Consider the following 26,760-nt stretch of genomic DNA (forward strand, 5'->3'; position numbering starts at 1 on the left):
AAGTGGCCTCGTTTCCTCTTGGAGTGAGTACGATCAGTGATGCCTGGACCCTGCCTCTGGACGAGTCTCTGACTCGTCTGGCAAAGCTTGGCTTTACGCATTTTGATGTAATGGTTAGTCCGGCGCATCTCGATGTTCAGAATATGACAGCGCGTGATTATGCGCGTATCCGTCGGTTTCTGGAGGCAGAGGGTTTGACTATCCATTCGCTGACGGCGCAGAGTCTGGATCATAATCTTGCTTCTCCCCGCGAAGAAATTCGGGAAATGACAGTCGGCTTCAACAAGAAGCTTTTGGACGCAACCTATGAACTTGGCGCACAAGGCTTTGTCTCCGTATCAGGGCGATACAATTCGCTGAATGCGCCGCCAAAAGCTCAATTGGAGGGGTGGCTCCGGGGCTCCCTCGAAAAGACGGTCGCCTATGCGGAGCGGGCTGGAGTAAAGGTGTTTCTGGAAAACATCCCAATGGGGGTATTGCCGGACGCAAAGAGCATGGTCAAATGGGTGGAAGAATTTGCCAGCCCGGCCCTGACCATCTGCTACGATCTGGCCAATGCACATTTCATCAATGAAGACCTGAGTGAAGCCATTCCCTTGGTGGTTCCTTATCTCGATATACTGCACATGTCCGATACTGGTAATAGCGCCTGGAAGCACGACCCTATTGGAACAGGCAGCGTCGATTTCGTAGCTGCGGCCCGCGCGCTCGCCAGCTCTGAATATCAGGGTTTGTCGGTTATAGAGATTCTCAGTTCAGAGCCCGACACCGCAATTCTGGACGCTTTGCAAAAGCTCGAACCTTTGGGTTGGGCAGTGTCTGAACAACTCAATCTATGCAAGGCCGGTTAAAGCCAATTTTCAACACTGCGTTAAGCCGGGTACAAAGCCTTCGAAACAAGAGAAGTCCTGAAATGGCAATCCATTTCGGGGCTTCTTCGTTTTTGTCGAGCGGGCCTCAGCTTCGCTTGTGCAAGCCGGGAAAGTAGCGCGAGCCGCTTGCCGCGAGACCGATTTCTTCTGCTGCTCTGGTGAGGTGTGGCGCAAGTTCCGCCATGCGCTCTGGTGTCATGCGAACAGCAGGTCCAGCGATTGAAAGGCAACTAATAACCTCGTCGCCGCTGCGAACTGGCACCGCCATCGCAGCCATGCCGACAATGTAGCTGTTGACCGAAACCGAATAGCCGCGCTTGCGTGTTTGCGCCAACACCTTCAGGAGTTCGGTGATTGTGGTTGGTGCACCGGGCCCGGATGGTTTGCTATCATTGATAAGACCTTGACGCGCGACCCGCTGCAAAGCCTCTTCATCACTCATCGAGGCAAGCCATGCCTGACCACCAGCGCTCGAGGCAAGATGGACATTAACGCCCTGTTCTTGTCCGGGATCGTAGCGCAAGCCGCCCGTTGCGCCTTGCGCCACCGCGACCCAGATCAGATCGTCACCATCAATCACCGAAAGGCGAATCAACTCACCGCTCGTTTGGGCCAGCCGGTCCAATATTGGCTGGGCCACATCTCCAACACCGGTGCGACCTAGAAAGCCCACTCCGAGTGCGGCAAGTTTCATGGTGAGCGCGTAATCGCCCTGATCTTGAACTTGGCGAACATAACCAAGGCGAATCAACTCGTTAAGCGTGCGGTGTACGCCGCTCGGTGGTTGATTGACGTGCTGCGCTATCGCTGAGACGGAGAGACCTGCGGGGCGAGCGGCGAGCAGCTCGATGATGGTCAGCGATTTTTCAAGAGCGCTCATAGCATTCCATTTCAGTTGCCTATGTTCTTTTTGGCATATGAGCCGTGACAGTCAAGGCGATTACCGTACTGCGACTGTAGAAATGGTGCTGATCATGATGACACGTGGGGTGGATTGTTGCCCCACGTGGAAATCTTCGGCGATGTTGGCTGTGACTGAACTATTCCGGAAGGGGCCCGATATGATCAAGCTTGGCACTGCGAGCTGCCCGACCACCGAGTGCCCGCACCGGTTCGTTATCTATGCCGTAACGCTCTGCCATCAACATGATATGAGTGGAAAGATGCTGGAGCGCTTCAGTGATCCTGTTGGTTTCAAGCAGCTCGACAATGACCAGATGCTCGGCACTGGAAAATTTGCGAGCAGGCAGCGACGAACGATGTGACCGCAATGCCGCTACTTTACCGGCCACAAGATGGTAGGCATTTACCAGATAAGGGTTGCCACAGTTTTCCAATGCTGCGTCGTGAAAATGATCGTCTGCCCGGGCACTGCGCAAAGCATCGCCAGCGTCACATGCTTCAACCATGTCTTTCGCCGCTGCGCGCATTGCGTTCAGCGTTTCATCGCGCCTACGCATCATAGCCAGGCGCACCGCTTCAACTTCGATTGTCTTTCTGAACTCGCATAGATTCACAGTATCTTCGTGGGTCGGCAGAAAGACAAAGGTGCCTCTTTGCGGTTGCACGTCAATCAGGCCCTGTTGCTCCAGGAGAGCAAAGGCTTCCTTCACGGGGCTGCGACTAACGCCAAGCGCCGTTGCAAGCTTGTCTTCCGACAGAGCATCGCCCAGCTCAAGTTCACCGTCGATAATTGCCCGCCGCAACCTGTCGGTCACGCGTGCGCCCAGCGAGGATCGCGGTTTCGAATGCATTTCTGCCGCCCTTTCCTTTTTGGGCTTAAATAGGTTCCAGCTCAATGAATTGAATCATGTACGCGTCTGCCGGGGGCGAAGCAACACCCCCGGTGACATGACATCATTTCATCGACAGATCGTCGAGGAAGCGTTTTGTTGCCGCCATGCCCTGTTTTGCGCGTTCAAGGAAACCAAGGTCAGCATCGCCTTTATGCGGAGTTTCGACGCTGATCACGACATCATCGGGCAGGGCGGACAGCAGTTCCCTGAGCCGCAGGCCGCCATCGCCCGGAAACAGTCGCGCTGTTCGTGCCTCAGCAATATAGCCAGTATTGTCCATGGGTTGTTCAGCCGGTGCGTCACAAAGTTGAAGATAGAGCGCGAGCCCTTCCGGTAACGCCGCTACATCTTCGGGACTGCCACCAGACCGAAACAGATGCAACGCATCAATCAGAAGCCCGACATTCTTGCGACCTGACGCGACGGCAAGGCGCGTTGCATCATGGATCGTCGCCGTCGAACGCCAGCGCATGAATTCTACAGCCATTTTGATATCGTATTGTGCGGCTGCATCGGCGATGCGGGCCAGATTGTCCGAAGATCGCAACGGGTCTGGATCCTCGCAGGTGATTTGCATCACCGGCATATTCAGTTCACCGGCTGTCTCGATGACCGGAAGCCAGGACGCGATATCGGTCTCCGGCAAAAGTGTAAACACTTCCCCATCGTAAAAGGAGACGCCTGTATCTGCGGCGACGGCCTTGATTTCTTGAATCAGCGCCTTGTTGCCCACAATAGGATGGGCGAGGTTCAGTCCGTGCGGGGCGATCAGCCGCAGACTGACCATGTCGTAACCGCAGGACGCCGCAACCTTGACGTTATCGACAGGTGGGCAACCGAAGACGGTCAGATAGGCGAGGGAGAGAGAATGTTTTTTATACATTGTACGGCCTCAATATGTAGCACGACCGCCGGAAACATCGAAGACCGCGCCGGTTGAGAAAGAGCATTCTTCGGAGGCAAGCCAGCTTACCAGTGCCGCAACTTCGTCGGCTTCACCCAGCCTGCCGATAGGAATCTTAGCCGTTACAAAGGCTTTGAATTCAGGCGTGAGCTGATTCATCATCTCGGTTTCGATTGCCGCCGGGGTGACGCAATTGACGCGGATTTGTGTAGGAGCAAGCTCTTTGCCAATGGATTTGGTCAAGCCGATGACGCCAGCTTTGGAGGCAGAATAGGCGACCGCGTTGGGGTTTCCCTCTTTCCCGGCGATGGACGAAATATTGACAATGCGGCCATATCCGGTTTTGAGCATTTCGCGCACCGCCGACTGGCAGCAGTAGAAAACGGCATCCAGATTGAGCGACATGACAAAACGCCAGCCGTCATGTGGATATTTTTCGAATTGCTCCAGAGGCCCATTGTGACCGGCGCTGGTAACGAGAATGCCGAGCGGCCCCATCTCAGCGACTACCTTGGCGGTAGCGGCTTCGACTTCGGCGGCATCCATCACATTCACAACATATCCCTTGGCGCCCGGCAACTTTGCAGCAGCTTCCTCCACGCGCTCGCGGTTGATATCCCAAAGCGCGACCTTGTGCCCTTTGGCTGCAAGACGCGCGGCAATGGGAAATCCGAGTCCTCCCGCACCGCCGGTTACGATCGCGACGCGTGGCATTTCCTGATCTGCCATAATAGTTTTCCTCCCTGATATTCAGGCCGTTTGCAGGGCCAATGTGGATGAGACGTTCGATGCTGGCTCTTCGACCAGCCAATCTTGGGGTTGACATTCGTAGAATACTAACATTCTAGTAGCCTAAATGGGTCGGAAATGACTGACTTGTCAAGCGAAGAGGACGCGGGACAAGCAGAATGGAGGAGAAGAATATGGGACTGAAGGGCTCTGCCTTTCTGGCGATCTGGCACGACATCGAAGATGGTGCACATGAGGAATATATCGAATGGCATACTCGGGAACATATGCCCGAGCGCCTCTCGATTCCTGGTTTTGGAACCGGCAAACGGCTCCACGCACCTGCTGCGGCACGATATGTCTTCGGCACGATTTACGCGGGTGAAACCGTGGAAACTTTTCGTTCGCCCGCTTATCTCGAACGTTTGAACAATCCGACACCGTGGACCGCTGCGGTTGCTCCCAGTTTTCGCAACTTTCTGCGCGTCGCCTGCGAAAGACTGGCGACTGCCGGTAATGGTGACGGCGGCTGCATGGCGACAGTTCGGTTTGATCTTTCAGGCAGCGAGGGAGAAGTTAGACTGAGGACAAAAGCGCAGGCGCTTGCCGACCAGATGCTTGCCGTGCCCGGTGTTGCATGCGTGCATATCGGTATCGCCCGCAGTGAAGTTTCCAGCGTTCGTACCAAGGAAACCGAGTTGCGTGCTGAAATGAATGAAGGCGACTTCGATGTGGTGGTACTCATCGAAGGAGCTTCAAATCCGGGACTTCATGTGGCGTTGCCGCAGGTTGAACGGCTGGCAACAGAAAGCGGTGTTCTGTCTTCCCCCATCAGCAATATCTACGATGCTGCTTTCTCTTTGACTGCAGACGACATGAAGGGGGCAGCATGAAGCGGGTTCTCATCACGGGTGGGGCGGGTTTTCTGGGCGGATGGATTCTCAAGGCGTTGAAGGCTCAAGGTCACGATGTGCGCATCTTCGACCGTACCAGCGACCGACGCATTCTCCGGGAAATCGTCGGCAGTAATGCTGAGCATGTTGAGTGGTACCAAGGCGATATCACAGACGCAGAGGCGGTAAAGGCGGCTGCCAGGGACTGCGCCTCTATCGTTCATCTTGCTGCACTTCTAACACCCGCGTGCAAGAACGATCCGGTGCTGGGTGCGACCGTCAATCTGATTGGTACGCTGAATGTCTTCGAAGCCGCCAGAGCGAACGGGATCGAGCGGGTCGCCTATGCCAGCAGCGCCGCCGTCTTTGGCCCTGACGACGGGATGACGCCGCATCCTGTTTCGCAATATGGTGCTTTTAAACTCGCATGCGAAGGAAGCGCACGAGCCTATTGGCACGATGCCGGCATTGCCAGTATCGGCCTCCGTCCGACCGTTGTGTATGGGCCGGGCAGGGAAAGCGGGCTCACCGCCGGCCCAACACTTGCCTGTCGAGAGGCCGTTCGCGGCAATGCTTATACGATTGGCTATTCCGGGCCGCAGGATATGGTTTTCGTTGCCGATGTGGCGGCGGCATTTGCGGCGGCGGCAACACGATCTTATGAAGGTGCGCATGTCTTTTCATTGGGTGGGGCATGCGAGGACCTGTCTGATGTCGTCCAGGCTATCCGGTCAGAAATAGCCGGTGCCGAAATCGATTTTTCTGGTTACCCTGTACCGATGGCGCCGAATATCGCTGAGACCGACAATGAGCGTCTGCTTGGAGCCATTCCCGTCACGTCGCTTCGTGACGGAATAGCACAGACCATCGCGCATTACCGTTCAATGGAGGGGATGAGCTGATGTCCATCCACGGCGATAAATCGCAGGATCATCTCGGTCATCGTCTGCAAGCGGGCATCGATAGCATCTTCTGCAAGAAGTTCGCGACCGAAGAGAACCTTCAGCGTATGCCGGTTGGAGACATAGGTGAAACCAAGCGCCGAGATGGAAATATAGAGATCAAGCGGATCCACATGGCGGAAAAGACCTTTTGCGACACCGCTCTCGATAATCGTCGATACTCTGTTGACGATGGCGCTGTTGAGCCCCTCCATGTCTGTGGCCGCCTGCAGATGGACCGCACCGTGCAGGTTCTCCGTGTTGATCATCCGTACGAAGGCTGGATTGTCGATGTAATAGCGGAAGGTGAAAGAGATCAGCGCTTTCATCGCCCCAATGGGATCGGCGGGATCAAGGTGCAACTGTTCTTCTGCGGAACGGATGCCCACATATAAGTGCTCCATGGCTGCAAGGTAGAGTTCCTCCTTGCTGCCGAAGTAATGATAAACCATTGCCTTGTTGGAGTTTGCCCGTTGTGCGATGCGATCCACCCGAGCGCCGCCAATTCCATGGGTGGAAAACTCCGCTATTGCGGATTCAAGCAGCAGGCGCCTGCGTTTCTCCGGTGATCTCTGTCCAGGGTCAATTCCGGGATCGAGCGTGTTCTGTGTTGGCATCGTATCGGCATTCGTCATTTGGATTCCTCGGACTGGCTGTCCTCTTACCACATTGGAAGGCATTGGGCAGCAGCTAGAGCGTAAGTCGTTGATCTGCGGTTAGGGATAACACATGGATTGACATCAACCAACCGGTTGGTTAATTAAAAAATGAATACAAGGTTCGGATCGCGAAGAGGAGTCGCAGTCTGGACAACACGGCACAAACCTTGAGGAGGACTATTAATGCAGGGCAAATTCCCATTTCGTAAAGCAGCACTGGCGCTTTTTGCAGGCGCGGCGATGGTGCTCGGAGCTTCTGCAGCACACGCGCAGGCTCTGGAGAAAATCAAAAGCGCTGGCGTCGTCCGTATCGGCGTCATGGGCGAACAGGCCCCATGGGGTTCAATCGACTCCACCGGAAACAACATTGGCTACGATATCGATGTTGCGAAACTGATCGGCGAAGAAATGGGCGTCAAGGTTGAGTTCGTGCCCAACGCTGTCGCTGCGCGTATTCCAAACCTTTTGACTGGTAAGGTCGATCTGCAGATGGCCGTGATGGGTATGTATCCGGACCGCGCCAAAGCTGTTCAGTTTACCAAGCCCTATGCCGGCCTGAAGATCATTCTTTTGTCGAGCGCCAAAAACAACATCACCAAGATTGAAGATACCAAAAGCCTTCGCATAGGCGTGCCGCGCGGTGCGGCGCAGGACAAGTCGATCACGGGGCTTCTGGGTGATGTTAGCAATATTCGTCGCTTTGACGATGACAGCTCCACGATGCAGGCGCTGGTATCTGGTCAGGTTGACGCCATCGGTGGCAACACGACCTATAAGATCAATCTGGATAAGGCCGCGCCGGGTAACGATTACGAGCAGAAACTGGTCTTCAACGAGCAGTGGATGGGTGTAACGACCAAGCTTGGCGACAAGGAAATCAACGCCTGGCTGAACCAGTTCATCGACAAGATCAAGGCGGATGGTCGCCTTGAAGCGATCAATAAGAAGTGGCTCGGCGAAGACAAGCTCCCGAACTTCCCTGAGAAGCTCGAAGGTGTGCCCTACACCGTCGAATAAGATCGACCACATTTCCAATACTGCATGATGAAACGAGGCGCGCGGCCACGATTGCGCAGTCGCGCCCTTCGTCTTCCACGGAAAGTCTGAACATGCGTAAAATCTTCATATTGAATGGTCCCAATCTTAATCTGCTCGGCCAGCGTGAGCCGGAAATCTACGGTCGAACGACACTCGATGAAATTCGTTCCTGGTTGGAGACGGATGCTGCAGAGCTTGGTGTGGCGATTGAATTCCGCCAGTCGAACTTCGAAGGTGAGATTATAGAATCCATTCATGCCGCACGTCAGGAAGCGGTGGGGATCATCATCAATCCGGCTGCCTATACGTTCACGTCGATTGCCATTCTCGATGCACTCAAGATGTTCAATGGACCCAAGATCGAGCTGCACATTTCCAACGTGCACCAGCGTGAAGAAATCTATCACAAGTCGCTCGTATCAAGAACAGCAACAGCAGTGATGGCAGGCTTTGGGGCTCAAGGCTATCGCCTCGCTCTTAGAGCAATGACGGAGATGACGGCATGACACGCATTGGTCTTATGGGGGCTGGCTTGATTGGCCGCGAACACGCAGAACTTCTGACTTCGAACCGGCGCGCAGAAATTGCCGCCATCTGCGACCCGACGCCCGCAGCTGCGGAAATGGCGGCCAGACTCTCAGTCCCGCATTTTTCTGACTATGGCGCAATGCTCGATCAGGCAAAGCCGGATGGTGCGATCATCGCCTTGCCGAACCAGTTGCATGCACCAGCAGCTCTGGCTTGCATCGAGCGGGGAGTACCTTGCCTGATCGAAAAGCCGATTGCTGAAAGCCTGGCATCGGCCAGCCGGATTGTCGAGGCTTCTGAACGTTCAGGTGTTGCTGTGCTTGTTGGCCATCAGCGCCGTCACAGCCCGGATATCCGTTCGGCAAAGCGTGCCATTGAGGCTGGCGAACTCGGTCCTCTTGTTGCCGTGAATGGCATGACCCTGTTTGATAAGCCGGATGATTATTTCAATACAGAATGGCGGCGGAAGCTCGGTGGCGGCGTTCTGCTGATCAATCTCATCCATGACATCGATGTGCTGCGTTATCTGGTGGGTGAGATCGAAAGCATTCGCGCTTTTACTTCGTCTGCGCGTCGTGGCTTCGAAGTAGAAGACACTGCAAGCATATCAATCCGCTTCGTAAATGGTGTGCTTGGTACGTTCCTGATTTCCGATGGTGCGGTCAGTCCGTGGGCGTGGGAATACACGTCGGGTCAAGCACTCTATCATCCGGCGCAGCCCGGGCCTTGCCTCTTCCTTGCTGGACGCAAGGCGGCATTGTCCGTTTCCGATATGTATCTGTGGCGGCATGCAGAGGAAAGCGATCACTGGCAGCATCCGCTGATCCGCGAATACCGGCCGGGTGATGGGTCGTTGACCTATGTAAACCAGCTCGATCATTTCGTTGATGTGATCCATGGAAATGCCAAGCCGTTGATTACGGCGCGTGATGGCATGTCGACGCTTGCAGCAACACTTGCAGTCGATGTTGCGGGACGTGAAGATCGCACGGTCACGCTTGCGGAGATGCTGAATGCCGCCGGGGTAGCGGCATGACCCGTAGAAAGACATCACTCTCGTTTCTGACCGGGCTTGGCGTCGCGCCGGAAGAAGCCGTGCTGGCGGCAGCGGAGGCAGGTTACGATTATCTCGGCTTTCGCCTGATGCCAGCTGTTCCGGGTGGCTTGGCCTATGCGCTGATGGACGAGCCGACCCGAGTGAAAACACTTCTCAACCTTATGGAAGATAAGGGCGTCGAGGTTTTCGACATTGAGATGATCCGCATTGGACCGGATTTTGATCCGGAGCCATATTTGCCGTTTCTGGATTGTTCGGCGCAATTGGGTGCTCGCGCCATTCTCGTTGCAGGGGACGATACCGACGAGATACGGCTGACCCACTCCTTCGTGAAGCTTTGCGAAGCGGCCCGTCCTTTCGGTCTTTCGATGGACCTGGAATTCATGCCCCAATCCGAACTCCGCGATCTTGCCGCGGCGACCCGGGTATTAACTGCGGCCGACCAGCCGAACCAGGGTGTCATCATTGATACGCTACACGTTTCGCGTTCACGTTCGACTATCGAAGAAATTGCCGCTGTGCCGCGCAAGTGGCTGCACTATGCGCAGATTTGCGATGCTCCCGCCGAAATCCCGGAAAACCGCGACGAGCTGAACTATGCCGCGCGCCACGAGCGGCTTTTGCCCGGTGAAGGCGAACTGGATCTCGCTGGCATGTTCGAAGCGCTGCCGGCGGATATTCCGGTTGCGGTCGAAATCCCGAATGATCGCCAGTCGCGAGGTTTGTCTGCCACCGAATGGGCGAGACGCGCGCTGATAGCATCAAATGCCGTACTGGAAAAAGTAACCGGGGAGATTGTAGCGTGAAAAACCTTGAAACCAAAACCTTTCAGGGCGTGACGATCCCTAGCCTCGGGCTGGGTACGTTCGAACTGAAAGGGCCGGAGGGCGAAGCTGCAATCCGCACAGCGATAGAGCTCGGCTATCGCCAGATCGATACGGCCATCCGCTATGGCAACGAAGTTGAGGTGGGGCGCGCCGTTCGTGAAAGCGGCGTGGCCCGTAGTGAGTTGTTCGTCACAACGAAGATCTGGCTCACCGAGCTTGATCCAGAGACGGTCGCTCGCCGGGTGGATGAAAGTCTGGAACGGCTCGGCTTTGACTATGTCGATCTGCTTCTGGTGCACTGGCCGAGCAAGACGGTTCCTCTCGGCGAAACCCTAGCCGCTTTCGCAGACGCAAAAGCGAGCGGTAAGACCCGTCTGATTGGCGTCAGCAATTTTACGGTCGCTCTTCTGGACGAAGCTCTTGATGTGCATAAAGCCGAGTTATTCTGCAATCAGGTCGAGTATCATCCTTATCTGTCGCAGGAGAAGCTCCTTACGCGTATGCGCCGGGCGAACATGCTTCTAAATGCCTATCGGCCGATAGCGCGGGGCAAGGTTTTCAGCTCGGATGTCCTTGTCCAGCTTGGACGTAAATACGGAAAGTCACCTGGCCAGATCACTCTGCGATGGCATCTACAGCAGGACAATGTCGGCGCCATTCCACGCTCCGCCAAGCCAGAAAATATGAAGTCCAACAGGGATATTTTCGACTTCGAACTGTCCGCGGAAGACATGGCGGCGATCCATGCACTTGCACGCGGCGAGCGCTTTTCCAGTTTCGAATGGGAACCGGATTGGGACTGAGCACCATGCTGGAGGAGGATAGAATATGACACTTGATTTCAGCGTCGTCGCGGACGCCTGGCCATCGCTAGTGTATGGGACGCTGGGAACTCTATTCCTGGCCGTCGTCGGCATGACACTCGCCACCATCATCGGCGTCGTAGGAGTTGCGATCTTGCGCGCACATATGGCGATTCCGTCTTTTCTGGTCACTGCCTTCGTCGAGGTGATCCGCAACACGCCGTTTCTGGTCCAGATTTACTTCGTCTTCTTTGCGTTGCCCCTTGCAGGCATCACGCTGAATCCAACGCTCACGGCCATTCTTGCGCTTGGGTTGAACGGTGGCGCATACGCTATCGAGATTATCCGTGGTGGGGTCGAAAGCATTCCGAAAGGCCAGACGGAAGCCGGGTTGGCGTTGGGTCTTCACCGGCACGAAGTGTTCCGTCTCATCGTTCTCAAACCGGCGCTACGGGCGATATATCCATCACTGTCGAGCCAATTCATTTTGCTCACGCTCACGACCGCAATCTGCACTTCGATTTCCGCCTATGAGCTGACCTCTGCCGGGCAGCGCATTGAAGCGGAAACATTTCGCAGTTTTGAGACCTATTTTACGCTGACGGGCATTTATCTGGTGATCTCGCTGGTAACTATGTGGTCGCTCGCCGCCATCGGCCGACGCGCTTTCAGCTATCCGCAGCGTTGAGGAGGACGACTTATGGGACTGCAAGAACTAACCTATTTGCTGCAGGGGCTTGGCTGGACGCTCGTTCTAACGGTTATGGCATTTGCCGGCGGTATCGTTTCGGGCATCATCATTGCCTTGATGCGGGTATCGAAGCTCGCATGGGTTCGGGCTATTGCAATCGGCTGGATAGGCCTCTTTCAGGGCACGCCTTTGCTGATGCAGCTCTTCGTTGCGTATTTCGGTCTGCCTCTCCTGGGTTTTGATCTACCTGCTTGGGCAGCTGTGGGCATAGCCCTTGCCGCGCATGCCTCTGCCTTTCTAGGTGAAATCTGGCGCGGCGCCATTGAAGCCGTTCCGAAGGGACAGACCGAGGCCGCTGACGCGCTTGGGCTTCATCGCTACAGCCTGATGGTCGACGTCATCATGCCTCAAGCATTCAAACTATCTTTGCCGGCTACCGTTGGCTTTCTGGTTCAGCTTCTGAAGGGCACATCGCTGGCCGCGATTGTTGGCTTCATTGAACTGACCCGCGCCGGTTCGATTATCTCTAATCAAATCTACCGACCACTTCTCGTGTTCGGTGTTGTGGGGGCGATGTATTTCGCCATGTGCTGGCCACTCTCCTTGTGGGGCAGGCGTATCGAACGACGCATGGCCGCTGGCCTCTCCAGATAAGAAAGGAAAATTTCTCGTGACAACTGAGAAAAAGTCAGATGCGCAGCCGATGATCATGATGCGCGATGTGGAGAAGTGGTACGGCAATTTTTATGCCCTGAAGAAGGTTTCCCTGACAGTCGGCAAGGGTGAAAAGATTGTCCTGTGTGGTCCCTCGGGGTCAGGTAAATCCACTTTGATCCGCTGTATCAACCGGTTGGAAGCCAGCCAGGGCGGTGAGATTGTTGTTGCCGGTCATGCCGTCAAGGAAGACCAGACGGCCATCGACGCGGTACGCCGTGAAGTTGGCATGGTCTTTCAGCAGTTTAACCTGTTCCCGCATAAAACCGTTCTGGAAAACTGTATCCTTGCACCGATGCGTGTGCGCAAGCTGTCACGTGCTGAAGCGGAGGCGACCGCGAGAAAATATCTCGACCGCGTGCGTATCGGCGATCAGGCGGAAAAATATCCGGCACAGCTTTCTGGTGGCCAGCAGCAACGCGTTGCTATTGCGCGGGCACTTTGTATGGAACCAAAAGCCATGTTGTTTGACGAGCCAACTTCGGCGCTGGATCCGGAAATGGTCAAGGAAGTTCTCGATACAATGGTGTCGCTCGCTCGCGACGGCATGACCATGATCTGCGTGACACATGAGATGGGTTTTGCGCGTCAGGTGGCGGACCGGGTCATCTTCATGGCTGATGGCGAGATCATCGAGGAAAATGACCCTGAAACCTTCTTCCGGGCACCGACGCACGCGCGCACGCGAACCTTTCTCGGCGAGATACTGCAGCACCATTAGGCAACTGGCATTCGATGATATGATACTTGCAGGGATTTTGCATGTGCTCCGAGGCGCGAAATCCCTGCACGTATCGTCACGAGCGTCAGATCATCGAGCGGCTCAGGCCACCGTCAATCGGTAATGCCACACCATTGATGTAACTTGCTGCCTTGCTGGCCAGGAATGCGACCACCTCGCCGAATTCTTCCGGTGTGCCGTAACGTCCTACCGGAATTTCCCTTTGGCTTACGGCTGCGATGACTGCTGGATCAACGCCGCGTTCAGCTGCATCCAGCGCGTCCAGCCGTGTGGTACGCTCGGTGGCAAACCGGCCGGGCATCACCACATTGACCGTTACGCCATCTCCGGCCACTTCACTGGCAAGCGTCTTGGCCCATCCAGCAAGGGCTGATCTCAAGGCATTGGAAGCTGCCAGATTGGGAATAGGTTCTCGGATACTTGTCGAGGATACCGCGATGATCCGGCCGAAACGGCGCGCGCGCATTGCCGGCAAATAATGAGCGGCCACCTCTATCTGGCTGAGAAACATGTTTCTAATCTGCGTGTTCCAATAGGTTTCGTCATATTGAGAGGCAGCTACCGGAGCGGGACCACCGCCATTGAGAAGCAGGATATCGATGCTGCCAACGGCTTTGTCCACATTCTCCATCATTCTTGAAACACTGACGGGATCGGTTAGATCGCTGGTGAAAGACATCACCGAGCCCGCATATGTGCCGAGGCGTTCTTCCGCCGCGCGCATCGCAACCTTGTCTCTACCGACGAGCGCAATATTCACACCTTGCTTCGCTAACGCTTCTGCAACGCCGAATCCGAGCCCTTTGCTTCCACCCAGAAGAAGCGCTGTCTGCCTTTTGTCATTCATTTTAATGTTCCAACTCAAATACGGGTGCCACTGATCGACCTGACGGCCGTGACCATCAAAGCGATATCTTCATCGGTGGTGCTCAAATGTACGGAGGCACGAAGTAGCTCCGAAATCCCGCGTATTGACATATCGTAAGGCGTGTAGCCCGGTCCGTTCATGCCGATATTGATGCCCTGATCAGCGAGACGCTGCTTGACGCTCCCACATGGGAGGCCATCAATCACAAAAGTGACGGCAGCGCCTTTGCTGTCTCCCAAGTCGAGCAGCTTTACACCTGGCACTTCAGCAAGCGAGCGACGAAGCAAAGCAGCTTTCTGATCGAGCTCCAGCCGGATATGGTCCACGCCCAAGTCGAGAGTTTGTTCGATTGCTTTCCCGAGGCCGAGCTTGAGAGCCACCGATTCCTCACCGAACTCAAAAGCTCGCGCGCTTTGTGCCACCACAACATTTCTGTCGCTTAAAGTGGCGGACACATTATCGATGCTGCGTGGTACGATTGCGTCTGCAAGACGGGGCGAGATATATGCCAATGCCGTTCCACGCGGCCCGCGCAAAAATTTCCGCCCGCACGCGATGAGTGCATCGCAGCCCAACTCGGTAACATCGATTGGTATCTGTCCAATTGCCTGGCTGGCGTCGATGACGAAAAAAGCTGACGACCCGGCTTGCCGGATTGCTGAGCCAATCGCTGCCGCAGGGTTGATCAGTGCGCTTCCCGCGCCAACCCAGGTCAGGGCAACAATGCGAACATCCGGCGAGAGGCTTTGACCGAGCGCTACGGGATCGACGGCGCTTGTTTCATCCGAGGCCATCAATGAAAGTGATGCGCCATTCAGGTCTGCAGAGCGTTGCAGGCATAAAACATTGCCAATCCATTCCTGACGGCTGACCAGTATCTCATCGCCGGGAGAAAGCGGTATCGAGGCGATCAAGTTACCGTAAAGCTGGCCATGACTGGTTCCAAAAGCGATATCCTGCGGCGAGCAGCCCAACAGTTTTGCCGCCGCTTGATAGGTATTGCTGATGGAGGCCGATGCAAGCCCACCAGCCTCCATCGGCCCCCGTTCCGCCTCGAGACGCAGATGGTCAACGATCACCTGAACGGTTTCGGGAGAAGGCAACCCAGCGCCGCTATGATTAAAATGCACGACGGACATTTGCAGGTCCTTTGATCAGCGAATATGGAAAACGGCTTCGACTTCGACCGGCACATTGGCTGGCAGTCCCGCCACGCCAATAGCAGAGCGTGCATGCGCGCCGCGTTCACCGAAGACGGCATTCATAATTTGCGAAGCGCCGTTGCCGATTTGCGAATAGGCGGTAAATCCCGGCACGGCATTGATAAAGACTGTAAGCTTGGCCAGTCGGACGACGCGATCCAGATCACCATCAAGCGCTTCATTGGCCCAGAATATGACATTCGCTGCGCAGAGCTTCGCGCTTTCAAGAGCGGTTTCTATATCAATCTCGCTGCCGACTTGCCCGACATAAGCAATGTCGCTGCCTTTTTCGGGTATCTGGCCCGAAACATACAGAAAATTGTCGCCTTTTGTCGTTGGCGAGAAGGGCAGGTTCGGCCGGGCCAGATTTGGCCATTCGATACCGCAAGCGGCCAGTTTGTCTTTATAGGCGGACATTTGAAACTCCATTTCCTGGTTCTGATTTCATATTGTCAAAGGCCGCACCCCTCGTGTACCCTTATAATTATTAGTGAGGTATAAGGATTCATTATGGAAGCGAGTTACGATCTCAGACTTCTCAGAATGTTCATCGCCGTGGCTGAAACGGGCGCGGTGAGCAAGGCAGCTGATCGTCTTGCGCGCACGCAGGCTGCCGTCAGCATGCAATTGCAGAGGATCGAGAAGGAGCTGGACAGTGAACTCTTCAAGCGGTCCTCGCGCGGCGTTTCGCTGACCGAAGCGGGAGAAGCCTTTTTGGCTTATGCGCGCAGAGTGATTGCTTTGACCGAGGATATGCAGCGCGGCTTGGTCGATAAGAAGCTGGTGGGGCGTATTCGGCTGGGTCTCTTCGAAGATCTGGCGGTCACGCGACTTCCGGGCGCAATTGCCCAGTTCAGACAGAAGCATCCATCGGTGGATATTGAACTGAGTTCATCCAATTCGGCACAGCTTGCGCGATCATTTGACGAAGGGCAGACCGACATCGTCGTTGCGGATCCTGCCCGGTTTGCCCAGCCGCCAATGAGTTTCTTATCTTATCAGTTGGTCTGGTGTGCAAGCCGATTGCTCGACGTGGACGAGGAGGGGCCGCTTCCAGTCGTTCTTTTTGAAACATCCTGTTCCTGGCAGGATCGAATGGTCGCTTCCCTCGCTGAAGCGGGCATTGCTTGGACCGTTGGCTGTCGCGTGAAAAGCCTGCCTGCCATGTTATCGGCACTGCGGGGTGGGCTAGGCGTTGGCGTGTTGTTTTCCGAAGCGGTCCCGCCGGATTGCGAGACTATAAACGGACGATACAATCTTCCCTCAGCGCCGGTGGCTGAATTTGGGATATATACGGCCGATGACCCATCGCCGCTTGTTTCCGAACTTGCGAAATCGCTTGAGGTGCTATCGTAGCGTTACGACCGGCAATGCCATCCATCAAACCTGAACAATATCAATTGATTGGGATTTGAAAGGACGCAGCATCTCTTGTGGGAGATTTGGCTCGGTCACAAGGGTAGTGATTTCTGCCAAGGGTATGACGTGATAAGGCGACGCGACACCAAGTTTCTCACGGGTTGCCAATACGATCGTCTCCGCGGACTGACGGGCGATCAGCCTTTTGATAGCGGCTTCTTCGCCGTCTCCGGTAGTCGCGCCGGTTTCCGGATGCAGGCCCGTCACACCCATGAAATAGGCATCGGTCCGAATCCGGGAGATCGCTTCCGCGGCCACTGAGCCGACTGTAACGATGGAATGTTTGAACAAACGGCCGCCAATCAACTCGACTTCAATAAGCGGATGATGTGCCAGTTCAACAGCAATATTGGGACTATGTGTGACAATGGTCGCCTTGAGGTCGAGTGGCAATTGACGAGCCAGTTGTATATTTGTCGTGCCGCCATCGAGGAAGACGATCTGGCCGGGTCGGATCAGTCGAGCCGCAATGCTGCCGAGCATTGTCTTAGCAGCCGAAGCAGCGTCCTCACGTGTTGCAAAATCCGCAACGGCTGCTGAAGCGGGCAGGGCTCCGCCATGCACCCGCAAGAGATGACCTTCGCCCGCAAGTTCTCGCAAGTCGCGCCGAATTGTGTCTTCTGAAACGCCTAATTCCCGGCTGAATGTTTTGGCGACTATTCGACCATCGCGGCGCAGCACCTCAAGGATCAAGGCCTTTCGTTCAGTCGTCAGCATATCTATCGCCCATTGCACGAAAATCCTTGACTCTGCATGATATTGCACGAATAACACGTCAATCTGGCGGCGGCTAGCCACTTATCGTGTCTGTGTGGAGGTTATTGTGAGTATTGCGCATCGTGTTCGGGTGGAAGACGTCACCCTTCTCTCCAACGACTGGTATGTTCTCAAGAAAACGACGTTTTCATTCCAGCGGGCCGACGGAAGCTGGCAGAGCCAGTCGCGAGAAACCTACGACCGTGGTAACGGCGCAACCATTCTCCTCTACGATCCGCATCGCAGAACTGTTATCCTCACCCGCCAGTTTCGATATCCAGCCTTCGTGAACGGACACGATGATCTGCTGATCGAGGCGCCTGCAGGGTTGCTGGATAATGCGGAACCGGCTGTGCGCATTCGTGCGGAAACGGAGGAGGAAACGGGCTTTCGCGTACGTGATGTGCGGCAGGTTTTCGATGCCTTTATGAGCCCCGGGTCGGTGACGGAACGGCTCCACTTTTTCGTCGGAGAATATGAGCCAGGAGATCGCGTTTCACAGGGCGGTGGCAAGGAAGATGAAGGTGAAGATATTGCCGTGCTCGAAGTCGATATCGACGAGGCACTGGGCATGATTGCTTCCGGTACAATCCGGGATGGCAAGACGATCATGCTTCTGCAATATGCTGCTTTGAACCTGTTTCGGACTTCATAACTGTACCGATTTCTACAAAACCGCATATGCGTAATGGTCTTTGACGATCTGATCCGATTGTTGAGTAACCATGCCGCGTGACAGCGCGAGCAAGGCATGCCATAGGGAGGCCAACTTATCACAAGGCCTACACACTCATGATCCGTATCGACAATATCAGCAAGTCGAATAGCCATCGCATTCTGTTTATCGAAACTTCCGCTGCTTTGAACCGTGGCGAGAAGATCGGCCTTGTCGGGCCAAATGGCGCTGGCAAGACAACGCTTTTCCGTATGATCATCGGTGATGAATTGCCGGACGAGGGTCAGGTCACGGTCGAAAAAGGCGTAACGGTCGGTTATTTCGACCAGAATGTCGGCGAAATGGGCGGGCGTTCGGCTGTCGCCGAAGTCATGGACGGGGCAGGACCCGTCAGTATTGTGGCGGCAGAGCTGCGCGAGCTTGAAGCGGCAATGTGCGATCCTGATCGTCTCGATGAGATGGACACCATCATCGAACGCTATGGTGAGGTTCAGGCCCGCTATGAAGAGCTTGATGGTTATGGACTGGATGGCCGAGCCCGTGAAGTGCTCGCCGGTCTAAGCTTCAGTCAGGAAATGATGGACGGTGACGTTGGCAAATTGTCCGGCGGCTGGAAAATGCGCGTGGCGCTTGCCCGAATTCTGCTGATGCGGCCCGATGTGATGCTGCTTGACGAACCGAGCAACCATCTTGATCTTGAAAGCCTGATCTGGCTTGAAGCCTTCCTCAAGAATTACGATGGCGCCTTGCTGATGACGTCGCATGATCGCGAGTTCATGAACCGCATCGTGACCAAGATTATCGAAATCGATGGTGGCTCGCTGAACTCCTATGCTGGCGATTATGCCTTCTATGAAAGCCAGCGCGCGCTGAATGAGAAGCAGCAACAGGCCCAGTTTGAGCGTCAGCAGGCAATGCTGGCCAAGGAAATCAAGTTCATTGAACGGTTCAAGGCCCGTGCATCCCATGCGTCGCAGGTGCAGAGCCGCGTGAAGAAGCTTGAAAAAATTGATCGTGTGGAGCCTCCGCGCCGCCGCCAGACTGTGGCTTTCGACTTCTTGCCGGCGCCACGTTCTGGCGAAGATGTCGTCAGCCTCAAGGGCGTCAACAAAGCTTATGGCAGCCGCACAATTTATGACGGGCTGGATTTCATGGTTCGCCGCCGTGAGCGCTGGTGCATCATGGGCGTCAATGGTGCGGGTAAATCGACGCTGCTTAAGCTTGTCACCGGTGCGACCGAGCCGGATCAGGGCATTGTTAACCTCGGTGCCAGCGTAAAACTCGGCTATTTTGCGCAGCACGCGATGGATATTCTCGATGGTGACAGCACCATTCTTGAATGGTTGGAGCAGCGCTTTCCAAAGGCTGGGCAGGCGCCGCTGCGCGCCCTTGCCGGCTGCTTCGGTTTCTCCGGAGACGATATCGAAAAGAAATGCCGCGTGCTGTCCGGTGGTGAGAAAGCCCGACTGGTGATGGCTGCGATGCTGTTTGATCCACCAAACTTCCTCGTGCTCGATGAGCCGACGAACCATCTCGATCTCGATACCAAGGAAATGCTCATCAAGGCGCTTTCATCTTATGAAGGCACGATGCTTTTTGTATCGCACGATCGTCGCTTCTTGGCGGCGCTTTCCAATCGTGTGCTGGAACTCACTCCAGATGGTATTCAGCAATATGGTGGTGGCTATACCGAATATGTTGAAAGCACCGGTCAGGAAGCGCCGGGTCTGCATGCTGGTTGAAGGACCGGCAAAAGAATTTTACTGAACCCGTGCACCGTCCGCTCGGCGCTTTGTTCTCCTGTCGCTTCGGCGACAAGAGGGGTCGCAAGATCGCGCTATTGAGCGGTACTGATGTTGAAGGCGAAAGGGAAACTTTGTGGCTTTCACTGGGGATTAAAATCGGGGTCACTTCTTAACTGGAAACTGAAAATTGACGCCCGCAAATATCTGCCACTTCGGCGAACCGTCGCCTTGGTGCCAAACCGTATATTGCGGTTCTATAAACGCATTCATTGTAATGCCTTTTTCAAGCTCGAAGACCTTGCCGATACCGAAGCCAACCGGGATGTAGCCCTCGTTATCTTCCAGATTGAAATTCCATGTTGCTGTCGAGCGCAGATACCAGCCGTCCTTTAAATTGTAGTTGATGATCGGCTCGACGGTTGCCAGACTGACATTGTCTCTGTCGCCGTGGCCTGCGAACGAGGCCTGATAGGTTACCAGTCCGCCCAAGAGGCCCCAGCTCTGTGGGGCAACGATGACGCCCGAGGCGCCAATTTGCCATTTGCCATTGCCGAGTGCGTCATCTGTGGCGGTCGGGATGACCAGTATTGGTCCTGCACCCAATGTTATGTCGCCGTGCTTGGGAAGGATGAAAATATCCATCAGCGTGAGATCGCCCAGCCCCGTTACGTACCCATCGGGAAACTCAGGCGCAGTGGCGATGGGCAATGTATATCGCAACAATTGCGGCAAGCCGGCGATGTCTGCTGGCACTAATCCACGCAGGAGAAACTGATTGGCGCGACGTCCGGGCAACCCGAATAACTCAGCTGAATAGTAATTATGGAAGTTAACGGTAATCTTTGGTGTCAGGGGGTTGTTGGCATCATTCACCGACTGATGTTCTTGTGCCATGACGACATTAGTCACGACGACGGAGAACAGCAGGCCAAGACCTGTACGAACGAACGCCGACATAGCGAACTCCCCCTAAAAACATATTGATAAAATCGTATCTAAAAAGTGCTGAAAATGAAGTTTGTTACAGTAACAAACATGATATTTCTTCAGCTTTTCGTCGCAACTGCATCGCTTGAGCGAGCGAGCTAAAGTTATCGGTGTGCGGGAACTGACATTCGTTACCGTAACGTGCTTCATTTTTATCCGGGTTCCGCTCAGCTTATTTAAAATTGAGGAGATTGAACCTTGAAACGGATATCTTCTGTCTTTTTCGCCTCATCAATGGTTTTGCGCTCTGCTCCGCCGAGTTGTATTCGCCAGATTACACTGGCCTTGCCGCCAAGACGCATACTGCAAAGAAGAACAGTGACGGCTTCACGGACATTTACTTCGGACCGAAAAATCCTGGTGTCGATGCGCACTGAATTGCGACAATTCCAGACAAGGGATTCTTCACGATCTCAGGCGTTTACGGGCGGACGAAAGCTTCCTTCGACTGAACCTGGAAATCTGACGACGTCGTAAAACTCAAGTGAGAGCACAGCTATGAGAAAGCACTTCCTGATTACTACGGCAATCCTCTGTCTGACATCAGGTCAGACATTGGCCAAGGATTATAAGATGACGACGCCGATACCGGATGAGATCGTCACGCCAGATTCAGTCGATACGCGCATCGGCACGTTGAAGTTCAATGATGGTGTGCCGACAGTGGAGACAGCACAAAAGGTCTGGGACCAGCTCGATTTCAGTCGTGGTATTGAAGCCTTCCTCAATGGAATTCCCGGTGCCTCAATGGTGGCAATCCGTACGGGTCTGCGTGAAGTTGGTGCGGAACACGGAACAATCGGTGTCTTTTCGACGCTGATGGATTCGAAGTCGTTGTTCCTGACGCCCAACTCCGAAACCATCTATTTCTGGAGCTGGCTGGACCTCAAAGACGGACCCATTGTGGTTGAAAGCCCGCCCGGTATTCTTGGGGTTATCAATGACTTCTGGTTCCGCTATGTGACCGATCTTGGCAATGCGGGCCCTGACAAGGGCAAAGGTGGGAAGTATCTCTTTGTACCACCTGGCTGGAAAGGCGAGAAGCCAAAGGGCTATTTCGTGATCCAGTCTCCAACCTTCGGCAATCTCCTCTTTGGGCGCGCTTTCATGAAGGACGGCGATCCTGCACCGGGCGTCGCCAGCCTGAAGGCCAAGTTGCGTACCTATCCGTGGGCAAAGCGCGCCAAGCCTTCCAAGACGAAGTTTCTCGATTTGTCGGGTAGGGTCATGAACACCGTACACGCCAATAATTTCAAGTTCTTCGAGGAGGTCAACCAAATCATACAGGAGGAACCGGCGGGTGCGTACGGACCTGATATGACGGGAATTTTCGCAGCCATCGGTATGGAAAAGGGGAAGCCATTCGCCCCTGACGCTAGGCTGAAGAAAATTCTTGAAGATTCCGTCGCGGTTGGCAATGCGGCGGCTCGCAACATAGACTTTCGTCCTCGCGACCCCGCCGTGATGATCTATCCGGACCGCAAATGGACAACACCGTTCATTGGTGGCAGCTACGAATGGATGACGGAGAGCGGAGCTCGAAACTTCGATGCGCGCACGCTCTTCTACTACGCTGCAACGATCAATACGCCTGCCATGGCCGTGGCCATGCCGGGGATAGGTTCTCAATATGCTGCAGCAAACTTCGACAAGGATGGGAATCCTTTTGATGGTGCCAAAGCCTATCGCCTGCACGTTCCGGCAAATGTTCCAGCTAAGGATTTCTGGTCTGTTGTCGTCTACGACACGCAGACACGTTCCATGCTGCAGACGGACCAGCAGTTTCCGAGCCTGTCCAGCGAAAAGAACCTCAAGAAGAACGCTGATGGTTCTACCGACATTGTCTTCTCGCCCGAGCGGCCTGCCGACACAACCAATTGGATTCAAACGATTCCCGGCAAATCATGGTTCACGATTTTCCGTCTCTATGGTCCGCTGGAGCCGTGGTTCGACAAATCGTGGAAACTCGAAGATTTCGCTGAGGTGAATTGAGCCCGCATTATCCCGAACCCTGGAGAAGAAGATGAAAAACCGCATCGTTATGACAGCCCTTCTGGCTGCGTCGCTTTCATCCGTCGCCTTCGCGCAGGATGCTGCCATATACAAGTTTGAAAACGGATACCCCACCCCGGAAGCGAGCAAACGCGCTCAGGATGATGCCGATCTTCAGCGCGCGCTGGTGGCTTATCGCTTTTGGTACCCAACCGTTTCCATCGAGGGCATTTTCAACGGTAATCGCGAGGCCGGGATCGAGGATAACGCCGCATATGGTGGTACGGCTGCCGGCCCGCGTCAGGTGGGCTTCACACTGAACTCCGACACGCCCTACGGTTCAGCAACGCTTGACGTCGCGAAAGGGCCAATGGTGGTAGAGTTACCAGTCGGCGCTTATATTGGTCTCGTCAACGATCACAATCAGAGCTGGGTGCTTGACATGGGCATACCGGGACCGGACGCCGGAAAAGGCGGTAAGCATCTGATTGTCGGGCCGGACTACAAGGGCAAAATCCCCAAAGGATACTTCGTCGGAAAGACACAAACCTACAAGAACTTGCTCGCCGTACGTGCGTTGCCTGTCGGCGGAGATCAAGACAAAGCATTGAAGGCCCTGGAGGCGATCAAGATCTATCCTTTGGCTAACCCAAAACAACGTCTGAAATTCGTTGATACGACCAATATGGATTTGGACAGTACCTCACTCAAATGGGAGGACAATATCCAGTTCTGGCAAAAGCTCAACGACATCATCCAGCAGGAGCCGATTGTCGCAAAGTTCGAACCGATGTACGGCCTGCTTCAGGTGCTGGGCATCGAAAAAGGCAAGGAGTTCAAACCGGACGATCGGATGAAGGCAATCCTTCAGAAGGCCGCACGCCAGGGTCGAGACCAGATGCTGGTCTCGGCATTTGACACGGCTCGCACTGACAAGCTCGCCTGGCCTGACCGTAAGTGGGAATGGGTCGGTCTGGTTCCCGGAAGCGCTCAGTTTGAAACCCCGGCCGGGATTGATCTCGAAGCGCGTGACCGCTGGTTTGCACAGGCAATCGTGACGTCTCCTGCCATGTTCAGACGTACGCCTGGAGCAGGGTCGCTTTATTGGCTGGGTGCTCGTGACGGCAGCGGAGCTTGGCTCGACGGCGGTAAAACCTATAAGCTTTCGATCCCGCAACCTGTTCCGGGCAAGCTATTTTGGTCTGTAACCGCCTATGATGCACAGACGCGTTCAGAAGTGCAGACCGATCAGGGCAAGGCGGCTCTTCGGTCGCTCTTTGAATTGAAAGATGCAAGCAAGAACGAACCAACCGAACTGTACTTCGGGTCGACCGCACCCGCTGGTCAGGAAGGTCGCTGGATCAAGACGGTTCCCGGTCGCGGCTGGTTTGCCTATATTCGCATCTATGGGCCTGACAAGCCGGCTTTCGATGGAAGCTGGAAGCCTGCCGACTTCGAGGAAGTGAAGTAGGGCTCAGAAGATGATTTTGTAATTGCAGAAACTGGCGCCGGGGCCGTTTTGCGTCCCCGGTGTCTAACACATGAACGCCTCTGTTCTCTCCGCCAGTCGGCGGGCTGGCGGACCAAATCGCCGCATCATTTCTGCTGCGTGATGACATCGACAGGATGTCGGAGGGGACCCGAATTAGGTTGCGACAGAACCGAACAGTCGGGTAAAGAAGCAGCATGACTGTTAGAGAGATTATCAAATATCCGGACATGCGTTTGCGAGCGCTTGCCGATCCTGTCACGACCTTCGGCGATGATCTGCGTGTTCTTGCGCGCGATTTGCTGGACACGATGCGTGCTGCACCGGGGATTGGTATCACAGCACCTCATATCGGCGTATCGGCACGAGTGGTTGTGCTGCAACTTTCCGGAAATGGCAGCGAGAAGACCTATATTAATCCCGAAATCGTGTGGGCTTCTGACGAGAAAATCGTCCATGACGAAGGAAGCGTGTCCATGCCCGGTATTGTCGAGAAGGTCGAAAGATATGCTCGTATCCGTATTCGCTATCAGGATATTGACGGCAACGAGCAGGCGGAAGAGTCCGATGGTTTGCTTGCGGTGTGCCATCAGCATGAAATTGATCAACTCAACGGCCTGTTCTGGATTCAGCGCCTGTCGAAACTTAAGCGTGATAGGCTGATCAAGCGCTACCAGAAAGCTCTCAGGTAAGCCGTTCAGAGACGGAGGTGGGAAAGTTTCTATTCCCGTGAGGGGAAATGAAACTAACCTCCCAGTGCCGCAGCAATGCCCACAATTACTGGCCCCATAAGCGGTAAGAGCACATTTGAGATGGCATAGGTAACTGTGTACCCGATCACCGGTGTAGAGTTTCCTGCCTGAGACACAAGTGCGCTGATCGTTGGCGTACTGCAATGCTGACCGGCGATTGCACCAAGAAGGATTGGTGTCTCGATTTTCATCAGTTTTGAGCCAACAAAAAGCGACACCAACGCAGGTACGAACGAAACAACCAGACCCAGCAGTGGGAGGATAAGCCCGTATTCGAGAATGAGAGCGATTGCATCGGGGCCGGCACTCAATCCTATGGCGGCTATAAAAACAGCCAATCCAAAATCTTTTGCAAACTCCGCCGCCGGAACTGGAAATCCACCACGTGCTGGATTTCTCATGTTGAGCCAGCCAAAAGCAAGGCCGGAAATCAACGCGCCGCCGCCAGATCCCAACGATAGCTCCCAACCACGGATACTGAGCGAGAATTGACCCAAAAGAAGGCCTACGACGATACCGAGGCCAAGAAAGACAAAGTCAGTACTGCCGACTTTAGGCAATGGCTTGCCCAAAGTTTCAACAGCGCGGGAGACCGGTTTGTCTTGCCCATAGAGTGTCAAGACGTCGCCTTCATGGAGAACTGTACCTGGCAATGCCGGAATAGTCTGACCCAAACGTCGGACGTTGGAAATGAATACTCCACGCTTTAGATCGGGCGAGGCTGACTGCCGCAATTGTCGGATTTGACGCCCGAAAGCTTCCTTTCGGATGAGAACGACTTCCCGCGTTACAAGCGCCAGACTGGTTCCATCCGGCACGGGAACTTCCTCTCCGAAGAAATCCTGAACTGCTATCACCGCGTTGCGGCGGCCATGCACAATGACAATGTCATCTGGATTCAACAGGAAACTAGGGTCTGTTTGAAGGACTTTTCTATGTCGGCGCACACGTTCAATCGTTACTGTCCAATTCCAGCTTTTCTCCAGATCACCAACTGTCTGCCCCGCTAGTGACCCCGCGCGGAAGGCCCTGGCGACGAACATGGGTAAGCCCTCAACCTGATCGTCGTCATCGTCTTCCGAGCCCAGTTTGCGGGCCAGAGCCTGCGCTTCGGTTTTAAGGTCGACTTTCAGAAGCATGGGTGCAAGCTGGGTGGTGAAAACAACAATTGCGATGAGGCCGAACAGATAGGTGAGGCTATAGGCCGTCGCAACGTTCGCCTGTAATTGTTCGATTTGTTCTGGTGAGATCGCGAGATGCGAGATCGCTTGCGACGCCGTTCCGATCACCGCAGATTCAGTTGCAGATCCGGCAAAAAGACCAGTCGCTGTTCCAATATCGAGCTTGAACAGAACAATCGCCATCGAAACCAGAATGGTGACGCAAACGACTTCAATTAAGGAGAATATTCCATAGCGCCATCCGCCCCGGATATTGGCGAAAAACTGAGGTCCTGCAGTGAAGCCCAACGCGTAAATGAAAAGGGTAAACGCGCTGTCCTTCAGGTCGGGCGAAATGCGCACGCCGAACTGCCCTATGGCGAGCGCTGCCAGCAAGGTCCCACAAACCCCGCCCAGCCGAACCGGGCCAATACGCAGTTTGCCAATAAGGTAACCAATTGCAAGGGAGACGAAGAGCGCGATGACAGGGTCTTTAAGAAAATACACTGCTGCCCCCAGC

At 54.7% G+C, this 26,760-nt stretch carries 29 protein-coding genes; 18 read left to right on the forward strand and 11 right to left on the reverse strand.

From position 1 onward, the window contains the following. Positions 1-2 precede the first annotated feature (2 nt). Positions 3-851 (forward strand): sugar phosphate isomerase/epimerase family protein, encoded by an 849-nt coding sequence (locus FHW00_RS16420; protein ID WP_078337357.1) that lies wholly within the window; start codon positions 3-5, stop codon positions 849-851. A 106-nt stretch (positions 852-957) separates the two neighbouring features. Here FHW00_RS16420 and FHW00_RS16425 read toward each other — a convergent pair whose 3' ends face one another. From FHW00_RS16425 to FHW00_RS16440, 4 genes are all read right to left on the reverse strand, one after another. Continuing rightward, positions 958-1,752 (reverse strand): IclR family transcriptional regulator, encoded by a 795-nt coding sequence (locus FHW00_RS16425; RefSeq protein ID WP_078337356.1) that lies wholly within the window; start codon positions 1,750-1,752, stop codon positions 958-960. A 160-nt stretch (positions 1,753-1,912) separates the two neighbouring features. Continuing rightward, entirely contained in the window at positions 1,913-2,626 is a 714-nt protein-coding gene (locus FHW00_RS16430) for a GntR family transcriptional regulator (protein ID WP_078337355.1), read from the reverse strand. 103 nt (positions 2,627-2,729) lie between these two features. Beyond that, positions 2,730-3,551: a sugar phosphate isomerase/epimerase family protein gene (locus FHW00_RS16435; RefSeq protein WP_078337354.1), complete on the reverse strand. Its 822-nt coding sequence runs from the start codon at positions 3,549-3,551 to the stop codon at positions 2,730-2,732. A 9-nt stretch (positions 3,552-3,560) separates the two neighbouring features. Continuing rightward, positions 3,561-4,301, reverse strand: coding sequence for an SDR family NAD(P)-dependent oxidoreductase (locus FHW00_RS16440; RefSeq protein WP_078337353.1), 741 nt, complete (start codon positions 4,299-4,301; stop codon positions 3,561-3,563). A 179-nt stretch (positions 4,302-4,480) separates the two neighbouring features. Here FHW00_RS16440 and FHW00_RS16445 point away from each other — a divergent pair, with 179 nt between their 5' ends. After that, a complete protein-coding gene (locus FHW00_RS16445; RefSeq protein ID WP_176168294.1) occupies positions 4,481-5,194 on the forward strand; it encodes a hypothetical protein in 714 nt (237 codons plus the stop codon). Then, on the forward strand, positions 5,191-6,096 hold the full coding sequence (locus FHW00_RS16450; protein WP_078337351.1) for an NAD-dependent epimerase/dehydratase family protein: 906 nt from the start codon (positions 5,191-5,193) through the stop codon (positions 6,094-6,096). The genes FHW00_RS16445 and FHW00_RS16450 overlap by 4 nt, the downstream gene beginning before the upstream one ends. Here the strand turns inward: FHW00_RS16450 and FHW00_RS16455 are convergent. Further along, positions 6,069-6,770 carry a TetR/AcrR family transcriptional regulator gene (locus tag FHW00_RS16455; RefSeq protein ID WP_162762651.1) on the reverse strand — a complete coding sequence of 234 codons (702 nt, stop codon included), beginning with the start codon at positions 6,768-6,770 and terminating at the stop codon, positions 6,069-6,071. The two genes, FHW00_RS16450 and FHW00_RS16455, sit on opposite strands and share 28 nt — an antisense overlap. 207 nt (positions 6,771-6,977) lie before the next feature. On the opposite strand from FHW00_RS16455, the gene FHW00_RS16460 reads away from it, so the two are divergent. The 8 genes from FHW00_RS16460 to FHW00_RS16495 all read left to right on the forward strand — a co-directional run bounded on the left by FHW00_RS16460 (position 6,978) and on the right by FHW00_RS16495 (position 13,173). Then, on the forward strand, positions 6,978-7,811 hold the full coding sequence (locus FHW00_RS16460; RefSeq protein WP_078337349.1) for a transporter substrate-binding domain-containing protein: 834 nt from the start codon (positions 6,978-6,980) through the stop codon (positions 7,809-7,811). Between the two features lie 92 nt (positions 7,812-7,903). Next, a complete protein-coding gene (aroQ, locus tag FHW00_RS16465) occupies positions 7,904-8,338 on the forward strand; it encodes a type II 3-dehydroquinate dehydratase (protein WP_078337347.1) in 435 nt (144 codons plus the stop codon). Continuing rightward, positions 8,335-9,396, forward strand: a complete 1,062-nt coding sequence (locus FHW00_RS16470; protein ID WP_078337346.1) for a Gfo/Idh/MocA family protein — start codon at positions 8,335-8,337, stop codon at positions 9,394-9,396. The genes aroQ and FHW00_RS16470 overlap by 4 nt, the downstream gene beginning before the upstream one ends. Then, entirely contained in the window at positions 9,393-10,223 is an 831-nt protein-coding gene (locus FHW00_RS16475) for a sugar phosphate isomerase/epimerase family protein (protein ID WP_078337345.1), read from the forward strand. Before FHW00_RS16470 ends, FHW00_RS16475 begins: the two co-directional genes overlap by 4 nt. Continuing rightward, positions 10,220-11,047, forward strand: coding sequence for an aldo/keto reductase (locus tag FHW00_RS16480; RefSeq protein ID WP_445557874.1), 828 nt, complete (start codon positions 10,220-10,222; stop codon positions 11,045-11,047). The genes FHW00_RS16475 and FHW00_RS16480 overlap by 4 nt, the downstream gene beginning before the upstream one ends. Before the next feature lie 25 nt (positions 11,048-11,072). After that, entirely contained in the window at positions 11,073-11,735 is a 663-nt protein-coding gene (locus FHW00_RS16485; RefSeq protein ID WP_078337343.1) for an amino acid ABC transporter permease, read from the forward strand. A gap of 12 nt (positions 11,736-11,747) precedes the next feature. After that, positions 11,748-12,392 carry an amino acid ABC transporter permease gene (locus tag FHW00_RS16490; RefSeq protein ID WP_078337341.1) on the forward strand — a complete coding sequence of 215 codons (645 nt, stop codon included), beginning with the start codon at positions 11,748-11,750 and terminating at the stop codon, positions 12,390-12,392. A gap of 49 nt (positions 12,393-12,441) precedes the next feature. After that, a complete protein-coding gene (locus FHW00_RS16495) occupies positions 12,442-13,173 on the forward strand; it encodes an amino acid ABC transporter ATP-binding protein (protein ID WP_078337488.1) in 732 nt (243 codons plus the stop codon). Positions 13,174-13,258: 85 nt separating this feature from the next. Here FHW00_RS16495 and FHW00_RS16500 read toward each other — a convergent pair whose 3' ends face one another. Genes FHW00_RS16500 through FHW00_RS16510 form a run of 3 tightly spaced genes read right to left on the reverse strand, consistent with a single transcriptional unit; the run spans position 13,259 to position 15,681 of the window. Beyond that, positions 13,259-14,041: an SDR family oxidoreductase gene (locus FHW00_RS16500; RefSeq protein ID WP_078337340.1), complete on the reverse strand. Its 783-nt coding sequence runs from the start codon at positions 14,039-14,041 to the stop codon at positions 13,259-13,261. Between the two features lie 14 nt (positions 14,042-14,055). Then, a complete protein-coding gene (locus FHW00_RS16505; RefSeq protein ID WP_078337339.1) occupies positions 14,056-15,201 on the reverse strand; it encodes an aminotransferase class V-fold PLP-dependent enzyme in 1,146 nt (381 codons plus the stop codon). Positions 15,202-15,216: 15 nt separating this feature from the next. Further along, entirely contained in the window at positions 15,217-15,681 is a 465-nt protein-coding gene (locus FHW00_RS16510) for a RidA family protein (protein ID WP_176168293.1), read from the reverse strand. Positions 15,682-15,774: 93 nt separating this feature from the next. Between FHW00_RS16510 and FHW00_RS16515 the strand changes: the two genes are divergently transcribed. Further along, positions 15,775-16,620 (forward strand): LysR family transcriptional regulator, encoded by an 846-nt coding sequence (locus FHW00_RS16515; RefSeq protein WP_078337337.1) that lies wholly within the window; start codon positions 15,775-15,777, stop codon positions 16,618-16,620. A 24-nt stretch (positions 16,621-16,644) separates the two neighbouring features. Here FHW00_RS16515 and FHW00_RS16520 read toward each other — a convergent pair whose 3' ends face one another. Further along, complete coding sequence (locus tag FHW00_RS16520; RefSeq protein ID WP_078337336.1) at positions 16,645-17,400, reverse strand: DeoR/GlpR family DNA-binding transcription regulator; 756 nt, start codon at positions 17,398-17,400, stop codon at positions 16,645-16,647. A 106-nt stretch (positions 17,401-17,506) separates the two neighbouring features. Here FHW00_RS16520 and FHW00_RS16525 point away from each other — a divergent pair, with 106 nt between their 5' ends. Both FHW00_RS16525 and FHW00_RS16530 read left to right on the forward strand, forming a co-directional pair. Then, complete coding sequence (locus FHW00_RS16525; RefSeq protein ID WP_078337335.1) at positions 17,507-18,094, forward strand: NUDIX domain-containing protein; 588 nt, start codon at positions 17,507-17,509, stop codon at positions 18,092-18,094. 137 nt (positions 18,095-18,231) lie between these two features. Beyond that, positions 18,232-19,857: an ABC-F family ATP-binding cassette domain-containing protein gene (locus FHW00_RS16530; RefSeq protein ID WP_078337334.1), complete on the forward strand. Its 1,626-nt coding sequence runs from the start codon at positions 18,232-18,234 to the stop codon at positions 19,855-19,857. 165 nt (positions 19,858-20,022) lie between these two features. Here the strand turns inward: FHW00_RS16530 and FHW00_RS16535 are convergent, their stop codons facing one another. After that, positions 20,023-20,817 (reverse strand): hypothetical protein, encoded by a 795-nt coding sequence (locus FHW00_RS16535; protein WP_139364334.1) that lies wholly within the window; start codon positions 20,815-20,817, stop codon positions 20,023-20,025. Positions 20,818-21,038: 221 nt separating this feature from the next. Between FHW00_RS16535 and FHW00_RS24440 the strand changes: the two genes are divergently transcribed. The 4 genes from FHW00_RS24440 to FHW00_RS16555 all read left to right on the forward strand — a co-directional run bounded on the left by FHW00_RS24440 (position 21,039) and on the right by FHW00_RS16555 (position 25,020). Then, positions 21,039-21,224: a hypothetical protein gene (locus FHW00_RS24440; protein WP_078337333.1), complete on the forward strand. Its 186-nt coding sequence runs from the start codon at positions 21,039-21,041 to the stop codon at positions 21,222-21,224. Between the two features lie 196 nt (positions 21,225-21,420). Then, positions 21,421-22,839, forward strand: coding sequence for a DUF1254 domain-containing protein (locus tag FHW00_RS16545; protein ID WP_078337486.1), 1,419 nt, complete (start codon positions 21,421-21,423; stop codon positions 22,837-22,839). A gap of 31 nt (positions 22,840-22,870) precedes the next feature. Continuing rightward, the gene (locus tag FHW00_RS16550) at positions 22,871-24,310 is read left to right on the forward strand and encodes a DUF1254 domain-containing protein (RefSeq protein WP_078337332.1); all 1,440 of its coding nucleotides are present in this window, start codon (positions 22,871-22,873) and stop codon (positions 24,308-24,310) included. Positions 24,311-24,525: 215 nt separating this feature from the next. After that, positions 24,526-25,020 (forward strand): peptide deformylase, encoded by a 495-nt coding sequence (locus tag FHW00_RS16555; protein ID WP_078337331.1) that lies wholly within the window; start codon positions 24,526-24,528, stop codon positions 25,018-25,020. 53 nt (positions 25,021-25,073) lie between these two features. Here the strand turns inward: FHW00_RS16555 and aspT are convergent, their stop codons facing one another. Further along, complete coding sequence (aspT, locus tag FHW00_RS16560; protein WP_078337329.1) at positions 25,074-26,747, reverse strand: aspartate-alanine antiporter; 1,674 nt, start codon at positions 26,745-26,747, stop codon at positions 25,074-25,076. Positions 26,748-26,760 lie beyond the last annotated feature (13 nt).

Source organism: Ochrobactrum sp. P6BSIII (assembly GCF_014138065.1).
Taxonomy (GTDB): Bacteria; Pseudomonadota; Alphaproteobacteria; order Rhizobiales; family Rhizobiaceae; genus Brucella.

Coding starts and splice junctions, on each gene's coding strand:
- FHW00_RS16530 (WP_078337334.1), top strand. CDS start 18,232: ATGATCCGTATCGACAATATCAGCAAGTCGAATAGCCATCGCATTCTG.
- FHW00_RS16510 (WP_176168293.1), bottom strand. CDS start 15,681: ATGTCCGCCTATAAAGACAAACTGGCCGCTTGCGGTATCGAATGGCCA.
- FHW00_RS16425 (WP_078337356.1), bottom strand. CDS start 1,752: ATGAGCGCTCTTGAAAAATCGCTGACCATCATCGAGCTGCTCGCCGCT.
- FHW00_RS16450 (WP_078337351.1), top strand. CDS start 5,191: ATGAAGCGGGTTCTCATCACGGGTGGGGCGGGTTTTCTGGGCGGATGG.
- FHW00_RS16460 (WP_078337349.1), top strand. CDS start 6,978: ATGCAGGGCAAATTCCCATTTCGTAAAGCAGCACTGGCGCTTTTTGCA.
- FHW00_RS16550 (WP_078337332.1), top strand. CDS start 22,871: ATGAAAAACCGCATCGTTATGACAGCCCTTCTGGCTGCGTCGCTTTCA.
- FHW00_RS16555 (WP_078337331.1), top strand. CDS start 24,526: ATGACTGTTAGAGAGATTATCAAATATCCGGACATGCGTTTGCGAGCG.
- aroQ (WP_078337347.1), top strand. CDS start 7,904: ATGCGTAAAATCTTCATATTGAATGGTCCCAATCTTAATCTGCTCGGC.
- FHW00_RS16430 (WP_078337355.1), bottom strand. CDS start 2,626: ATGCATTCGAAACCGCGATCCTCGCTGGGCGCACGCGTGACCGACAGG.
- FHW00_RS16535 (WP_139364334.1), bottom strand. CDS start 20,817: ATGTCGGCGTTCGTTCGTACAGGTCTTGGCCTGCTGTTCTCCGTCGTC.
- FHW00_RS16490 (WP_078337341.1), top strand. CDS start 11,748: ATGGGACTGCAAGAACTAACCTATTTGCTGCAGGGGCTTGGCTGGACG.
- FHW00_RS16445 (WP_176168294.1), top strand. CDS start 4,481: ATGGAGGAGAAGAATATGGGACTGAAGGGCTCTGCCTTTCTGGCGATC.
- FHW00_RS16500 (WP_078337340.1), bottom strand. CDS start 14,041: ATGAATGACAAAAGGCAGACAGCGCTTCTTCTGGGTGGAAGCAAAGGG.
- FHW00_RS16505 (WP_078337339.1), bottom strand. CDS start 15,201: ATGTCCGTCGTGCATTTTAATCATAGCGGCGCTGGGTTGCCTTCTCCC.
- FHW00_RS16485 (WP_078337343.1), top strand. CDS start 11,073: ATGACACTTGATTTCAGCGTCGTCGCGGACGCCTGGCCATCGCTAGTG.
- FHW00_RS16435 (WP_078337354.1), bottom strand. CDS start 3,551: ATGTATAAAAAACATTCTCTCTCCCTCGCCTATCTGACCGTCTTCGGT.
- FHW00_RS16545 (WP_078337486.1), top strand. CDS start 21,421: ATGACGACGCCGATACCGGATGAGATCGTCACGCCAGATTCAGTCGAT.
- FHW00_RS16470 (WP_078337346.1), top strand. CDS start 8,335: ATGACACGCATTGGTCTTATGGGGGCTGGCTTGATTGGCCGCGAACAC.
- FHW00_RS16495 (WP_078337488.1), top strand. CDS start 12,442: ATGATCATGATGCGCGATGTGGAGAAGTGGTACGGCAATTTTTATGCC.
- FHW00_RS16440 (WP_078337353.1), bottom strand. CDS start 4,301: ATGGCAGATCAGGAAATGCCACGCGTCGCGATCGTAACCGGCGGTGCG.
- FHW00_RS16520 (WP_078337336.1), bottom strand. CDS start 17,400: ATGCTGACGACTGAACGAAAGGCCTTGATCCTTGAGGTGCTGCGCCGC.
- FHW00_RS16475 (WP_078337345.1), top strand. CDS start 9,393: ATGACCCGTAGAAAGACATCACTCTCGTTTCTGACCGGGCTTGGCGTC.
- FHW00_RS16455 (WP_162762651.1), bottom strand. CDS start 6,770: ATGACGAATGCCGATACGATGCCAACACAGAACACGCTCGATCCCGGA.
- FHW00_RS16515 (WP_078337337.1), top strand. CDS start 15,775: ATGGAAGCGAGTTACGATCTCAGACTTCTCAGAATGTTCATCGCCGTG.